The following is a 14,309-nucleotide window of genomic DNA, read 5'->3' as shown; positions in this document are numbered from 1 at the left end:
GACGACACCATGACGGACAACCAAACGACTGCGGACCGATATGTCACGCGCCGCCGCGTGCTGCAGGCCGGCGCCGCCGGCGCCGGCCTGGCGCTGGCGCCCTGGCAGCTATCGCTGGCCGCCGGTGCGGGCGATGACAACGCCGAGCAGCGCATGCGCCAGCGCGCCATTCCTGCGACCGGCGAGCAGGTGCCGGTCGTGGGCATGGGCTCGTCCGGCTCCTACGAGCGGATGACCTCCGACAACGCCGAGGCGCTGCGCACGGTGATGAAGCAGTTCGTGGCCATGGGCGGCACGCTCGTGGACACGTCGCCGTCGTACGGCCGGGCCGAGACCCACATCGGCGAGGTAGCGCGCGAGACTGGCGTGCGCGACGAGCTGTTCATGGCCACCAAGGTGCGCAAGGATAGCCGCGAGCAGACGCTGGACCAGTTCCGGGCGTCGATCGACAAGCTCGGCGAACCGATCGATCTGCTCCAGATCCACAACTTCATCGGCCTCGAGAGTCAGTGGAAAACGCTCAAGCAGCTCAAGGACGAGGGTCGGGTGCGCTACATCGGCCTCACCCATTACCTGACCAGCGCGTTCGATGAACTCGAGCACCAGATGTCGAGCAAGGACATGGACTTTGTCCAGTTCAACTATTCGATCATGACGCCCGAGGCCGAGGAGCGGCTGTTGCCGCTGGCCGCCGATCGCGGCATCGCCGTGCTGGTTAACCGTGCCTTCAATGACGGCGCGATCTTCGGTCGGGTCGGCGATCAGGAGCTGCCCGCTTATGCACGCGAGTTCGATTGCAATTCCTGGGCCCAGTTCGCGCTCAAATACGTGCTGGCGAACGAGGCAGTCACGGCGGTGATTCCGGCAACCAGCGATCCGGAGCATCTGGTCGACAACATGCACGCCGGCTACGGCGCGCTGCCGGATGCCGCGATGCGCAAGCGCATGCGCGATACGATCCGGGATCTCTAGTCGACGCCCGGCGTCCCGCGCATGCCAGCGGCGCGGCTGGGCATCGGGCGGGCCGGTCGGGGCGGACGATTCAGGCGTCGGCTAGGCGGGATGCTCCTCGAATACGGTCGCGCCATCGGCGCCGAGCAGCCAGGTTCTGAAGGCCTCGCGTCGACCGCCGGCCTCCATGCCCGGCGAGCCGAGTGGCATGCCGGGTACGGCCAGACCGCGTGCGCGCGGTCGCTCGGCGAGCAGGCGGCGTATGTCGGCGGCGGGCACGTGGCCCTCGACGACGTATTCGTCGACGACCGCGGTGTGGCAGGCGCGCAACGTCGGCGGTACGCCGAAGCGTGCCTTGATAGCGGCCATGTCGGACCGGTTCTCGCCGGTCGCCGCGAAACCGCTGGCGTTCAGATGATCGATCCAGGCGCTGCAGCAGCCGCAGTCCGGATCCTTGTAGACGCGGATTTCGGGCGCGTCATCGGCCGCGCGGGCGAAGCCGGTGAGTGGCAGCGCCCCGGCCAGCGCCAGGCCGAACCCGGCCCGGACGATTCTGCGGCGACCGTAGTTGAAGCGAGTCACGGCGTTTTCCCTCCTGTTGAGCGGCTGCGACGACGCAGACGCGGACGATCGTTGTCTGGCTTCGGCGAATGTAGCGAAAAACGGCGGGCGGCGCTGCGCCCGGGCCGATCCGCGGCGCGACTGTCAGCCCGCGGCCGCCGGGGAGGGGCGCGTCATTACGACGCGCCCTCGCGGCGCGCTCGCCGTCGCCACCGTGTCGGCAGAGCCGATCGAGCGACGTCGACGCCGCGGCCTGTTGGCCGCCGGTGTCGGCTGAGACACTCCCGGCGTCTCGGGTGAGCGCGCGGCTCGAGGCCGACGCCGTGATGGCAACGGTCGAAACGCCGCGCGTCAGGTGGCGCCGGTGCGCACGAAAAAGCCCGCGGCGGGTGCCGCGGGCGTGACGACTCGGACAGCGCCGTTCGGCGACGCGCTCAGGCCGCCTTGTCGAAGGCCAGGCCCTGCGCGTCCCCGTCGCCGAGATCCACGTGCACGGTGTCGCCGGCCACGAAATCGCCCGCGAGGATCCGTCGGGCCAGCGGATTCTCCACCAGCGTCTGGATCGAGCGCTTGAGCGGGCGGGCGCCGTAGACCGGGTCGAAGCCGGCCTCGGCGAGCCGGTCCAGGGCCGCATCGCTGATATCCAGCGTGAGTTCCCGCTCGGCCAGCCGGGCTTCGAGTTCACGCATCTGGATGCGCGCGATCTTGCGGATCTCGTTCTGCTCCAGCGGATGGAACACGACCGACTCGTCGATGCGATTGATGAACTCGGGCCGGAAATGCTGCGCGACGACCTCCATCACCGATTCCCTCATCGTCTCGTAGCCCGAATCGGACAGTTCCTGGATGAGCTGACTGCCCAGATTCGATGTCATCACGATAACGGTGTTGCGGAAGTCCACCGTGCGCCCCTGACCATCGGTCAGGCGGCCGTCGTCGAGCACCTGCAGCAGTACGTTGAACACGTCGTGATGGGCCTTTTCGACCTCGTCGAGCAGGATCACCGAGTAGGGCTTGCGCCGCACCGCCTCGGTCAGATAGCCACCCTGTTCGTAGCCGACATAGCCTGGCGGGGCGCCGATCAACCGGGCCACGGAGTGTTTCTCCATGAACTCGGACATGTCGATGCGCACCATCGCGGACTCGGTGTCGAACAGGAAGTTCGCGATCGCCTTGCACAACTCGGTCTTGCCCACGCCGGTCGGGCCGAGGAACAGAAACGAGCCGATCGGCCGATTCGGGTCGGACAGACCGGACCGCGAGCGCCGGATCGCGTCCGAAACGGCGGTCACGGCCTGGTTCTGACCGATCACGCGTTCGTGCAGCGAATCCTCCATGCGCAGCAGCTTGTCGCGCTCGGCCTCGAGCATGCGATTGACCGGAATGCCGGTCCAGCGAGACACGATCTCGGCGACTTCCTCGTCGGTGACGTTGTTGCGTAGCAACTTGTGGTCGGTCGGCTTTTCTTCGGCGGCCTGGGCTTCCTCGAGTTCGCGTTGGATCTGCGGGATCTTGCCGTACTGCAGTTCGGCCATACGCTCGTAGTCGCCGGCGCGCTGCGCGGCTTCCAGATCGCGCTTGGCTTGGTCAAGTTCCTCGCGCTTGTTCGCGGCCCCGGCGACGCTGGCCTTCTCGGCCTTCCAGATTTCCTCGAGGTCGGAGTATTCGCGTTCCAGATCGGCGATCTCCTCGTCGAGTTTCTCCAGCCGCGCCCTTGATCCGTCGTCCGACTCCTTCGACAGCGCCTGTTTCTCGATCTTGAGTTGGATCAGCCGCCGGTCGAGTCGATCGAGTTCCTCCGGCTTGGAGTCGATCTCGATCCGGATCTTGGAGGCGGCCTCGTCGATCAGGTCGATCGCCTTGTCCGGCAGCTTGCGGTCGGTGATGTAGCGCTGCGAGAGCTTGGCCGCGGCGATGATCGCGCCGTCGGTGATATCCACGCCGTGGTGGACTTCATAGCGTTCCTTGAGCCCGCGCAGGATCGCGATCGTGTCCTCCAGGTCCGGCTCGTCGACCATGACCTTCTGGAAGCGGCGCTCGAGCGCGGCATCCTTCTCGATGTTCTCGCGATACTCGTTGAGCGTGGTTGCCCCGATGCAGTGCAGTTCGCCGCGGGCGAGCGCCGGCTTGAGCATGTTGCCCGCGTCCATCGCGCCCTCGGCCTTGCCGGCGCCGACCAGCGTGTGGATCTCGTCGATGAACAGGATGATGCGGCCTTCCTGTTTGGCCAGATCCGAGAGCACGCCCTTCAGGCGGTCCTCGAACTCGCCGCGGTATTTGGCGCCCGCGATCATGGCGGCCAGGTCGAGTACCAGCACCCGCTTGTCGCGCAGCGACTCGGGCACCTCGCCGTTGACGATGCGCTGGGCCAGGCCTTCCACGATCGCGGTCTTGCCCACGCCGGGTTCGCCGACCAGGGTGGGGTTGTTCTTGGTCCGGCGCGAGAGCACTTGAATGACGCGGCGAATCTCCTCGTCGCGCCCGATCACCGGGTCGAGCTTGCCCTGCTCGGCGCGCTCGGTGAGATCGGTGGTGTACTTGTCGAGCGCGCCGCGCTGTTCCTCGGCGTTGGCGTCGTTGACGTTCTCGCCGCCGCGCATGGTCTCGATCTGGGCATCGAGGGCGTCGCGGGTCGCGCCGGCGTTCTTGAGGATCCGGCCGGTATCCGACTTGTCCTCGAGCATGGCCAGAACCACCAGTTCGCTCGAGATGAAGGCATCGCCGCGCTTCTGGGCGAACTTGTCGGCCAGGTTCAGCACCCGCATCAGCGCCTGGCCGGGGCTGACGTCGCCGCTGGCATCCGCCACGGTCGGCAGATCGTCGAGGCTCTTGAGCAACTGATTGCGGATCGCCCGTACGTCGAGCCCGGCGCCGTCGAGCAGCGGCCGCACGGTGCCGCCCTCGGCGTCGAGCAGGGCCGTCAGCAGATGCTGTGGCTGTATTTCGTTGTGGTCGCGGCCCACCGCCAGGCTCTGGGCCTCGCCGAGCGCCGACTGCAGTTTGCTGGTCAGCTTGTCCATTCGCATTCTGGATCTCTCCTGTTCGGTCGCGGCCTGTCCTTTCGTGCCGCGTATCGCTTGACCTGATGAATAGGTCCGCCGGGCGACATTTCAACCACTGTTTGAAACATACAATACGCGACGCGCCCCGAGGCCTCTGAACGCGCTGATATACTCGCGCGAGCGACGCTTTCGACACTCCATCTTTTCGATTCCAGGGGCTTCGATGACCAAGGCCTACAACGATGCCGAGTTCATGCTCAGCGACGAGGCACGCCCGATACGCGTGCTCTCGGAATATCTCGAACCCCGGACCCGGCTGGCGAAGCTCGAGGTCAACCGGGCGCTGATCTTCTGGGGGTCGGCGCGTCTGCGCCCGCACGACAAGGACCCGGTGGCCGAGTCGGTCGATTTCTACAGCGAGGCGCGGTCCCTTGCCGCGCGCATGGCGCGCTGGACCAAGGACACCCACGCCCCGTGCGACCACTACTACATCTGCACGGGCGGCGGGCCCGGCATCATGGAGGCCGCCAATCGTGGCGCGGCGGATGTCGATCGCGACCTGTCGATGGGCTACAACATTGAACTGCCGCACGAACAGGGGGCGAACCCCTATGTCAGCGACCAGCTGAACTTCGAGTTCAAGTATTTCTTCATGCGCAAGTTCTGGTTCATGAACATCGCCAAGGGGCTGATCATCTTTCCCGGCGGTTTCGGCACCATGGACGAGCTGTTCGAAATGCTCACGCTCATCCAGACCGGCAAACAGCCTCGGATCCCGGTGGTGCTCTACGGTCGCGACTTCTGGCAGCGCCTGATCAATTTCGACGTGTTTGTGGAACTCGGTCTGATTGCCGATACAGATCTGGACCTGTTCTATTGCGCGGACACGGTCGACGAGGCGTACCGGTTCCTGACCGATGCGCTTGACGAGAGCACGGCCCGGGCGCAGCAACGCCACGGCTAGAGATACGACAGGGGCGACATGGGAAAGCGGTGGTTTCGTACGGGGAACGAGATCAAGAGCATGCATGGCATGGGACGACGGCCGGGCCTGCTCGCGCTCGGCTGGCTCGCGAGCCTGGTGCTTGTCGCTGCGTTCGCGGTGATGCTGACCGAGCGCTGGTCGACGCCGTCGGGCGGTGATGCCGGGGATGACCGGGTTGCCGATGCGCAGCGGACTCCGGCCTCGGAGCAGACCGGCGGGGCGGCGTCGTCCGCCGACGCCGAGCGTGACGCGCCCGCGGTGGAATCCGCGGACACGCGGATCGTCGAGGCGCCGGCCTCGGCCGGGACGGCAGGCGCCCCGACAGGGGATGGCCGGGCCGAATCGGCGCGCGACGGCGGCGATGACTCAGATGAGACGAGTGATCGGCGCGTCGCCGAGTCGGGCGAGGGCGGGGCCCCAAGGATCATTCCGGCGGACCCGGCCGACGGGAACGATGAGGCGACATCCAGCGACGGCGGCCGGCAAGGCAGTGGCGATCTCGTGAACGCACTCTCGCGCGAGGGCGCCCTCGGCCTGGTGGAGACCGCCCGGCTGTCGCCGCGGCCGCGCAGCCAGGCGGTCGTGGATTGGTGCAAGCAGCTTGAGGCGCGGGTGGTCGGCGTATCGTCGCCCGAATGCATGAGCGATGCCTATCGTGACACTGGTGGTCGCTCGGTCGAGGGCCGTCCGCTGATCATGCGCGAGATCGCAGCCAGCTCGGGGCCGGCTGCCGGTCGGGTCCTGCTCATCAGTGCCACGCACGGCGACGAGCCCAGTTCGATCGGTACGGTGTTCGGCTGGATGGAGCTGATGGCGGAAGAGGGCACCCGTTACGACTGGCGCGTCGCACCGACGCTCAATCCGGATGGCGTCTTTCACGAGCCGGCCACGCGTCTCAATGCCAACGGCGTCGACCTCAATCGAAACCTGCCGACCCCGGACTGGAGCGAGAAATCACGCGCCTACTGGCGTCGCGTGGGGTTCGAGAAACGGCGTTATCCCGGCGAGGATCCGGGCGGCGAGCCCGAGAACGAGTGGCTGGTCGAGCAGATCCGCTCGTTCCGCCCGGACGTGATCATCTCGCTGCATGCGCCGTACGGGGTACTCGACTATGACGGCGATTTTCCCGCGCCACGCAAACTCGGCCAGCTCGATCTCAACCAGCTGGGTGTGTATCCGGGCTCGCTCGGCAACTTCGGCGCCCGTATGAACAGCATTCCGGTCATCACCGTCGAGCTCGATCACGCGCGCAAGCCGCCCGGCGATGCCGAGCTCGAACGCATGTGGCGCGATCTCAACGGCTGGCTGGATCGCTACTTCAGCAGCGTTCGCCAGGCGCGCGCTGACAACGCCGCGGATTCGAACGACGCCGGCTGACCTCCTCGGCCCGCGGGCGGACGGCCCGACGCGCCAGCAGGTGTTTCGTCGGGCCGGACAGCCGATGCCAGTCGCGGCCGTGGTCGATGTCGCGCCGCTGCGGGTATCGATCGACAGCCCAGCCGCAGCGGCGCAGGCGTCGCTCGGTCTGGGCCGCCACCCGAGACGTGCTCCACGCCGGTCCTCGGAACGGCCGTGCTTCGGCGTGCCGCAGGCCCAGCGCCCAGTAGCCGCCGTCGCACGTGGGCGCAAGCCACGCGCGTCCCGGCCGCTGCAGGGCGGCGACGGCATCGGCGAACCAGCCGTCGTCCAGTATCGGCTGGTCGCTTCCAAGGAGCACCACCGCGGCATGGCGACGCAGAACGTGCCCGGCCGCCGCGTGCATACGCTCGCCCAGGTCGCCGTCCGGCTGGCGGAGACGGGTGGCGCCGTGCCGATGCGCCAGGGCGTGCAGGCGGGCATCCCGCGTGTCCGGCGCACAGGCCAGATAGACATGGTCGGCCGCGGTTTCGCTTGCCGCGGCCACGGCCCGGCTCAGCAGCGCGTGGTAGATGCGTGCCGCCCGGCGTGCGCCGACGGCGGCGGCGAGCCGGGTCTTGCAGCGGCCGGGGCGCGGGGCTCTGGCGAAGACGACGATCGCCACCTCGGCCGGCGCGATCGTTTGCCGCGAATCGGCGGGCAAGGGGTTGGCAACAGACATAAGGCTGCTATCATACGCCGCTCGCTCGCCGGGAGGTGAGCCAGAAAAAGGGGCCGTAGCTCAGTTGGGAGAGCGTCGCGTTCGCAATGCGAAGGTCGGCGGTTCGATTCCGCCCGGCTCCACCACCGAACAAGATAAAGGCCCGGCAGGCTTTGCGCCCGCCGGGCCTTTTTTTGTCGGGATGCCTTATCCCGCCAATCGGCCGAGTGGCGCCGCGCTATTGCGCAGCCCGGCGTGCGGCGAGATTGACGATGCGCGTGTCATCGGCTGGCACGGTCTCCGGCATCGCGAACGCGCTGCCGCCGTTGGCGGGGTTGTAGCGCGCCTGAAGATACTCGGCGAAGGCGTCCTGTTCGGTGCCGGTGGCGGCGAAGCCCGCGCGGCCGGGATCGTAGGCCGTGTCCACGGCGTCGGGGTCTTCGACGGTCGCCGGATCCAGGTCGAGGCGTTGCGGATCCGATAGCCCCGTCAGCGGATAGGCGTCGCCGCATTCCTGCGATCCCGCGTCGTAGTTGTCGCCGGGCACGCAGGCCGCGGTGAAGGCCAGCAGCACCATTCGGATCGGCATGTCGGGATCGACCACGAACGAGCCGTCGGTCACCAGGGGGGTCGTCTCGTTGCCGGCGTCGTCGATGAGCACCATGGCGCGGATGCGGTTGCCGCTGGTCGCCGAACCCATGTTCATCTGGCCGCCGCTGCGCGCGGTGCGGTCGGGGTCGAAGGCGATACGCAGCCCGCCGATCTGGGGAAACTGACCGGGCGTGGCGCCGTCGGTCGTGGCCGCCACCGCGTGCTCCATGATGTCGCGCAGCTCCGCGGCGGTGACCGTGATCAGCGTCAGGCTGTTGTTGAAGCGCAGCGCGCCGGCGATGTCGAACTGGGAGACGCCGCCGGCCGGCTTGCCGATGGATGCGTTGGCCTGCGGCGGGCGGAGTTCGGGATCGCCCGTGCTGCCCGGCGGCACGATCACCTGACCGATCGCATCGCGGATGCCGCCGCCGTTCTTCAGCGAGACCTGCACGTCCGGCTCGACCCGGCGGGCGTAGAACAGGTTGGCGTCGGCGGTGAGGTTGCCGAGGTTGGTCTCTTCCGTGCGCACCTGGCCGCGACGGCCGTCCAGATAGACGTCGGTGATGCCCTGAACGTTGCCGTCCTGGTCGGCCAGAACGTCCTGCAGCGCCGACTGCACCGCCAGCACGGTGCCGTCGGCGGCCGTGTCGAGGCCCCGGTTGGCGAGCATCTCGAGCACCGCGTCCGTCGAGGCCCAGGCGCCGTTGTCGCTGCTGTCCAGGCTGTCGGTGATCAGCACGCCGGCGTCGTCGAAATCGACGACCAGCCGGCCGAGGTACTTGTAGTCGCCGTCGACGTTGACCACCAGCGTGGGCGAGCCGTCAGGCCCGGTGAAGGCGAGCGGATAGTCGTCGGCGGCGCTGTCGCCGTCGCGCAGCACGTCGTCGCTGTCGGCAAGGAGGGTGTTGGAGCCGCCGGCGACGATGATGTCGACGTTCGCGAGCCGCTCGGCCAGTGCCTTCTCGATGGCGATCTGCTGCATGTGCGCCAACACCACGATCTTGTCGATGCCGGCGTCGACCAGGGCGTCGACCGCGGGCTGGATCTCGGCGGCCAGGGCGTCGTAGCCGGCTTCGTCCATCGCGAATTCGGACGGTGCGATCGTGATCCCACCCGTCGACGTGATGCTGGCCAGTGCCGGGGTACTCGCGCCGACCAGACCGATCGTCTCGCCGCCGACCTCGACGGTGGTGCTGCCGGCCAGTCCGCCGGCGCCGGCCTCTTGGTTCTGGCCGTCGTCGACGACTTGATCCGCCAGATTCGAATCGGTGGAAAAATCGAGATTGGTCGACAGGTACGGGAAGGCGGCGCCCGGATAGTCGCCGTCGGCGGCGATCAGCCCCGCGAACGTTTCGGTGCCCTGATCGAGATCGTGGTTGCCGACCGCGGAAGCGGCGGTGCCGAAGGCGTTGGTGAAGACGATGTCGCCCCGGCCGTTGCCGGGGACGCCGAGTGCCTCGCGGGTCTGCTCGGTGTCCACGCCGGCGGCGAAGAAACGTGGTCCCGGAATGTAGTTGTCGCCGGAGCTGACCACCAGAGTGTTGCCGCCCAGCTCGTCCACGTCGCGGAAAGCGTTGATCAGGGACGAGAAGTTGGAGACGTTATCGAGCGCGGCGGTCGCGCCGTCCATGTCGGCGAAATGCAGCAGCTGCAGTTGATAGCTCGCGTCCCCGACGGGGGCCTCGTCACGATCGATGTCGGCGTCGTCGTTGCTGTCGGAGCAGCCGACCAGGGCCGCGAGCAGCGCGAGTATGAGAAGCGGGCGCAGCCGGCCCGCGCGGCGTGTCTTTGAAGTCATCGGTTCCCCCGTTGCGTGAATCGCGGCAAGGCTAGTCCGCGCATGCGACGCACCGATGACGGACCGGTGACACGGCGATGAAAACGTCGGCGCCGGCCGGCAGCGTCGACTGCTGGCCGGTGTTATCCCCAGTTGCCGTGCACAAGTCTGTGGATAGACACGGGCGACCGCGGCCGGGGTTCGGTATCCGCGGATTGGCGACCGATTCGCCAGCGGTAGCGGCGGCGTGCGGCCGGCTACGCAACGCCCGTGCCGCGATCGCGAATCGCTATCGCGAACGCGGTTCGGAGGCGCTGCGTATGTCTTCGAACCCCGAGTCAACGCCATTCGGCTGGCGGCAGCGCGAAGCGCGTCGCTCATGGTGATGGGTCGGGCCTCCGGGGCGTCCGGCTTGGCCGGAGCGGCCACCGCCGGTGGGGGCGTGGCGGGCGTCTGCCGATCCGTGGCGGCGGGCGCGCCGCGAGCGCGTCAGTCGCCCGGTGGGAACGCGGCTAGCGGATGTCCGGCGCAGATCCGGGCGGCGACACGCATGCCGCGGGCGTAGTCGTGCTCGTGGTTGGTGCGCACGCGCAGCGTTTCGCCGTGATCCAGGCCGATCCCGTAGAGCCGGGTCTCGCCTTCGTAGCGGGCCCAGGCGACATGGCCGTTGCCGCCGTCGCCGCCCGCGGCCGGCTGCAGCGAGAGATCATCGGGCCGCACCAGCACGTCGACCCGCTCGCCGGTGCAGTCGCGCGGCGCCGGGGCGTGGCCGATGGCGGTCACCAGCCGGTCGGCTTCCAGCCGCCCGGGCACGAAGGCCGCATCGCCGAGAAACCGGGCCACGAAGCGTGTCGCCGGCAGCCGGAAACACACGTCCGGGGTGTCGATCTGCTCCAGCCGGCCCGTGTGCATGACACCCATGCGATCACCGACCGACAGCGCCTCGGTCTGATCGTGGGTGACCCACAGCGCCGGTGTGCCGGCGGCCTTCAGGACGTCGCGAATCTCCCAGCGCAGTTCGGCCTTGAGTGCGGCATCCAGGCTGGCGAGGGGTTCGTCGAGCAGCATCAGCGCGGGCGCGTGGGCCAGCGCGCGGGCCAGGGCGACGCGCTGTTTCTGGCCCCCGGAGAGCGTGTCCGGCATGGCCTGCCGATGGGCCGCCAGTCCGAGGCGCTCGATCCAGTGCTCGGCGGGCCCGCGGTCGCGCAGACGAAAGGCGACGTTGTCGGCAACGTTCAGATGCGGGAACAGGGCGAAATCCTGGAACACCAGCCCGACGCCGCGTTTTTCCGGCGGCACGTCGTGGCGGGCATCGATGCGGAGCGCGCCGAGCCGGATCTCGCCGTCGCTCGGCGGCAGGAGACCGGCGACGGCGCGCAGCACGCTCGTCTTGCCGCAGCCGGTCGGGCCGACGAGGGTCACGATCTCGTCGTCCGCCAGCGCCAGATCCAGCGCGTCGACGGCGGTGGTGCGGCCGTACCGGACGGTCAGACGACGTGTCTCGAGCATGATGCGGTCTTCCTCGCGGGCCCGGTGTATTGGCCGGGGGGCTGTCTAGAGTGGCGTGAGCCGCCGGCGACGCGACTCGCCGGCGAGCATGATCGCCAGCGCCGCCGCGGAAATGGCCACCAGCGCCAGCGCCGGCACCGCGCCGCGGCCCAGCTGTCCGGCATCGTAGACCCGCCAGAGATAGGTGGCCAGGGTGTCGAACCCGGTCGGGCGCAGGAGCAGGGTGGCCGGCAGTTCGCGCATCGCCTCCAGAAAGACCAGCGCAGCCGCCGCGATCACCCCCGGCAGGATCAGCGGCAGGCTGACCCGTCGAAAGGCCTCGGCGGGGCCGGCGCCCAGGCTGCGCGCCGCGCCGACCATGCTGTCTTCCACCCGATCGCTGCTGGCGCGTACGGCGCCGACCGCCAGCGGCAGAAAGCGCAGGACATACGCCAGCACCAGCAGCGCCAGTGTCTGGTAGAGCAGCGGCAGCCGCAGGCCGATGTAGACAAGTGCGGTCCCCATGACGATACCCGGCACCCCGAAGCCGAGATAAGTGATGCGCTCGCACAGACGCCCGAGGCCGCCAGTGGTCGCGGCATGGGCCACCGGCACGGCCACGACGAGGGTGACCGCGGCGGCAAGACCTGCGGCGTAGGCGGAGTTGAATGCGAACGACGCCTCGAAGCCTATCGCGCCCTCTCGTGCGAGCCACAGCCCGAAAACGGCGAGCGGAACGACGACGGTGGCCATGACCACCGCCGCGGCCACCGCCAGCGCGAGCCGCCGCGCGCCCGTCGACAGGGGCAGGTGCACGCGCCGGCCGAAGCGCTCGCGGCGCACCCGCACGCGGGCCTCCAGCCACAGCACGATGACCACCAGCGCAAGCAATTGCAGTGACATCATCGCGGCACGATCGAGGCCGAAGGCGTTGTACTCCACGTAGATCATGCGTGTGAAGGTGTCGAGCCCCATGATCGCGGGGGTCGCGAAGTCCGACAGGGCGTAGAGCGCGACCAGCAGGGCGCCGGCGGCGATGCCGTTGCGTGCGCGGGGCAGCACCACGTGCCAGAGCGCGGCCGGCAGCGACAGGCCCAGCGTCCGCGCGGCGTCGACCACGCTGCCGTCCAGGCTCTGCAGCGCGGCCCGCGTGGACAGCAGCACGAAGGGATAGGTGTAGAGGCTCATGATGAGCGCGGATCCGGCCAGGCCCTCGATCCGCGGCGAGGGCAGCCCGATGAGACGATCCAGCTCGCCGCCGGGTCCGAAGGCCGCGAAATAGGCGAAGGCGCCGATATAGCTGGGGATGGCCAGCGGCGCGGCCAGGGCCGCGACCCAGAGCCGGCGCAGCGGCAGATCAGCGTAGGTCGTGAGCACCGCCAGCGGCACGCCGAGCAGCACGGCGCCGGCGACCGACAGGCCGGCCAGCAGCACGGTATGCGTCAGAATGCCGAGACTGCGGATGTCGAAGGCGACGTCGGCGCCCAGCGCGAGCGTCGCGATCGCGGCGATGGGAGCGAGCGCTGCCGTCGCGACGGCGAGGCTCGCGAGCAGCGAGGCGCGTGTCCGCCTCATAGCACGCCGGTCTCCCGCAGCAGTTCCAGCGTGGGCTGGAGATCGTCGAGCCGGGTGAGATTGATGGCCGGGGGCTCGATCGGCGTCGGCAGGCCCGCGGGCCCCGGTACGCCGGCGATCATCGGGATCTCGAAGGCCTCCCGGGCCAGATAGGACTGGACCTCGCGGCTCAGCAGATAACGCAGGAAATTCGCCGCCAGCGGATTGTCGTCGAGCAGGACCACGCCCGACGAGTTGACCAGGCTGCCCGCATCACCTGCGGTCAGGGCCAGAGCCAGGTCGGCGTCGGGCTGGCCCTTCTTCAGGCGCAGCGTGTAGTAGTGGTTGGCGAAACCCACATCCACCTCGCCGCGGGCCACGCCCATGGCCACGCCGAGTTCCCCGGCGTAGGTCTTGGCGTGTCGGTTGACGCCGGTCAGCCAGCTGCGTGTGGGGCCTTCGCCGGCCAGCAGGCGCATGGCGGTCACGAAGGACTGGAAGGCGCCGTAGGCCGGTGCCCAGCCGATGCGCAGGTCGCTGTCGGCGAACGCCATGATGTCGTCCGGTATCGCCTCGCGCGACACGCGTGTCGGATTGTAGGGCACCGTGCGCAGCCGGCCCGACACCGCGGCCCACGCGTCGTAGCGGAAATCCGGCTTGATCTGGCCCTGGATATCGTCCGGCACCGGCCGGCCGAGACCGGCGCCGGCGACCGCGCCGAGCGAGCTGGCGTCGATCGACCAGAACAAATCCGCGCGCTTGACCCCGGCGCGGGATTCGGCGAGCAGGGTGTTGGCCAGCGCCGCGGAGGGCGCACGCCGGATCTTGAGCTTGAGCGCAGGATTGCGCTTTTCGATCGCGGCGACGACGTCGTCGTAGAGCCCGCCTTCGCCGCGACCGAGATAGACGGTCAACGGGCCCGCCAGCTCGGGCAGCGCATCCGCGCCGACCGGGCCCGGACCGCCGGATTCGGCGGCGGCCGCGAGCAGCCGCGACGGCGACAGCAGGCCGAGTGCGGCAACCCCCTGAACAAAGTGACGACGTTGCATGATGTGCCCCTGTGGCGGTCGAAAGACGCAAGCGAGCGGCCGCCCGGCCGCTTGCCTGCGCGAGGGCGTGTTCGGGCGGCCGCGGATACCCGACGCCGCGATATCCGCGATCCGCGCCGGTGTTGCGAGCGGCGTGCTAGGGCCTGTCAACACCTCACACGAGCCCGCGCCAAGCGCTGTGGTGCGGCAAGACGAGGCGTCGTACGCGCCGCGCAGTCATTCTGCGTCAACGTGCGACAGCACTGGATTGCCGCACCACAGCGCTTGTCCCGAAGGGTTGGGCCTCAAATCGCGC

Annotated in this window: 10 protein-coding genes and 1 tRNA gene; 4 read left to right on the top strand and 7 right to left on the bottom strand. The window is 68.8% G+C overall.

What is annotated here, in order from left to right; translation table 11 throughout:
* Nucleotides 1-9 precede the first annotated feature (9 nt).
* Complete coding sequence (locus tag SAHL_RS06995; protein ID WP_123590692.1) at nucleotides 10-972, top strand: aldo/keto reductase; 963 nt, start codon at nucleotides 10-12, stop codon at nucleotides 970-972.
* An 81-nt stretch (nucleotides 973-1,053) separates the two neighbouring features.
* Here the strand turns inward: SAHL_RS06995 and SAHL_RS06990 are convergent, their stop codons facing one another.
* Both SAHL_RS06990 and clpB read right to left on the bottom strand, forming a co-directional pair.
* Nucleotides 1,054-1,533: a DUF411 domain-containing protein gene (locus SAHL_RS06990; protein WP_221177872.1), complete on the bottom strand. Its 480-nt coding sequence runs from the start codon at nucleotides 1,531-1,533 to the stop codon at nucleotides 1,054-1,056.
* A gap of 413 nt (nucleotides 1,534-1,946) precedes the next feature.
* Nucleotides 1,947-4,532 (bottom strand): ATP-dependent chaperone ClpB, encoded by a 2,586-nt coding sequence (gene clpB / locus SAHL_RS06985; RefSeq protein ID WP_123590691.1) that lies wholly within the window; start codon nucleotides 4,530-4,532, stop codon nucleotides 1,947-1,949.
* A gap of 205 nt (nucleotides 4,533-4,737) precedes the next feature.
* On the opposite strand from clpB, the gene SAHL_RS06980 reads away from it, so the two are divergent.
* The gene (locus SAHL_RS06980; protein WP_123590690.1) at nucleotides 4,738-5,478 is read left to right on the top strand and encodes an LOG family protein; all 741 of its coding nucleotides are present in this window, start codon (nucleotides 4,738-4,740) and stop codon (nucleotides 5,476-5,478) included.
* Between the two features lie 69 nt (nucleotides 5,479-5,547).
* On the top strand, nucleotides 5,548-6,876 hold the full coding sequence (locus SAHL_RS06975; RefSeq protein ID WP_184947471.1) for a M14 family zinc carboxypeptidase: 1,329 nt from the start codon (nucleotides 5,548-5,550) through the stop codon (nucleotides 6,874-6,876).
* Here SAHL_RS06975 and SAHL_RS06970 read toward each other — a convergent pair.
* Nucleotides 6,818-7,576: a TIGR04282 family arsenosugar biosynthesis glycosyltransferase gene (locus SAHL_RS06970; RefSeq protein WP_123590688.1), complete on the bottom strand. Its 759-nt coding sequence runs from the start codon at nucleotides 7,574-7,576 to the stop codon at nucleotides 6,818-6,820. The genes SAHL_RS06975 and SAHL_RS06970 overlap by 59 nt on opposite strands.
* Before the next feature lie 49 nt (nucleotides 7,577-7,625).
* Between SAHL_RS06970 and SAHL_RS06965 the strand changes: the two genes are divergently transcribed.
* A tRNA-Ala gene (locus tag SAHL_RS06965) sits at nucleotides 7,626-7,701 on the top strand.
* Nucleotides 7,702-7,793: 92 nt separating this feature from the next.
* Here SAHL_RS06965 and SAHL_RS18330 read toward each other — a convergent pair.
* The 4 genes from SAHL_RS18330 to SAHL_RS06945 all read right to left on the bottom strand — a co-directional run bounded on the left by SAHL_RS18330 (nucleotide 7,794) and on the right by SAHL_RS06945 (nucleotide 14,014).
* Nucleotides 7,794-9,944, bottom strand: a complete 2,151-nt coding sequence (locus SAHL_RS18330) for a 5'-nucleotidase C-terminal domain-containing protein (RefSeq protein ID WP_123590687.1) — start codon at nucleotides 9,942-9,944, stop codon at nucleotides 7,794-7,796.
* A 468-nt stretch (nucleotides 9,945-10,412) separates the two neighbouring features.
* Nucleotides 10,413-11,432, bottom strand: a complete 1,020-nt coding sequence (locus SAHL_RS06955; protein ID WP_123590686.1) for an ABC transporter ATP-binding protein — start codon at nucleotides 11,430-11,432, stop codon at nucleotides 10,413-10,415.
* A 45-nt stretch (nucleotides 11,433-11,477) separates the two neighbouring features.
* Nucleotides 11,478-12,986: an ABC transporter permease gene (locus tag SAHL_RS06950; protein ID WP_123590685.1), complete on the bottom strand. Its 1,509-nt coding sequence runs from the start codon at nucleotides 12,984-12,986 to the stop codon at nucleotides 11,478-11,480.
* Complete coding sequence (locus tag SAHL_RS06945) at nucleotides 12,983-14,014, bottom strand: substrate-binding domain-containing protein (RefSeq protein ID WP_123590684.1); 1,032 nt, start codon at nucleotides 14,012-14,014, stop codon at nucleotides 12,983-12,985. The genes SAHL_RS06950 and SAHL_RS06945 overlap by 4 nt, the downstream gene beginning before the upstream one ends.
* Nucleotides 14,015-14,309: the final 295 nt, after the last annotated feature.

The sequence above is a fragment of the Salinisphaera orenii subsp. halophila YIM 95161 genome (assembly GCF_003732545.1).
Lineage (GTDB): Bacteria > Pseudomonadota > Gammaproteobacteria > Nevskiales > Salinisphaeraceae > Salinisphaera > Salinisphaera orenii_A.
Note: the sequence above shows the minus strand (reverse complement) of the source record. Positions and strands in the feature narration are given on the sequence as shown.

Excerpts from the sequence above, each read along its gene's own strand:
- SAHL_RS06950 (WP_123590685.1), bottom strand. The coding sequence starts at position 12,986 with ATGAGGCGGACACGCGCCTCGCTGCTCGCGAGCCTCGCCGTCGCGACG.
- SAHL_RS06955 (WP_123590686.1), bottom strand. The coding sequence starts at position 11,432 with ATGCTCGAGACACGTCGTCTGACCGTCCGGTACGGCCGCACCACCGCC.
- SAHL_RS06980 (WP_123590690.1), top strand. The coding sequence starts at position 4,738 with ATGACCAAGGCCTACAACGATGCCGAGTTCATGCTCAGCGACGAGGCA.
- SAHL_RS06995 (WP_123590692.1), top strand. The coding sequence starts at position 10 with ATGACGGACAACCAAACGACTGCGGACCGATATGTCACGCGCCGCCGC.
- SAHL_RS06945 (WP_123590684.1), bottom strand. The coding sequence starts at position 14,014 with ATGCAACGTCGTCACTTTGTTCAGGGGGTTGCCGCACTCGGCCTGCTG.
- SAHL_RS06970 (WP_123590688.1), bottom strand. The coding sequence starts at position 7,576 with ATGTCTGTTGCCAACCCCTTGCCCGCCGATTCGCGGCAAACGATCGCG.
- SAHL_RS18330 (WP_123590687.1), bottom strand. The coding sequence starts at position 9,944 with ATGACTTCAAAGACACGCCGCGCGGGCCGGCTGCGCCCGCTTCTCATA.
- clpB (WP_123590691.1), bottom strand. The coding sequence starts at position 4,532 with ATGGACAAGCTGACCAGCAAACTGCAGTCGGCGCTCGGCGAGGCCCAG.
- SAHL_RS06975 (WP_184947471.1), top strand. The coding sequence starts at position 5,548 with ATGGGACGACGGCCGGGCCTGCTCGCGCTCGGCTGGCTCGCGAGCCTG.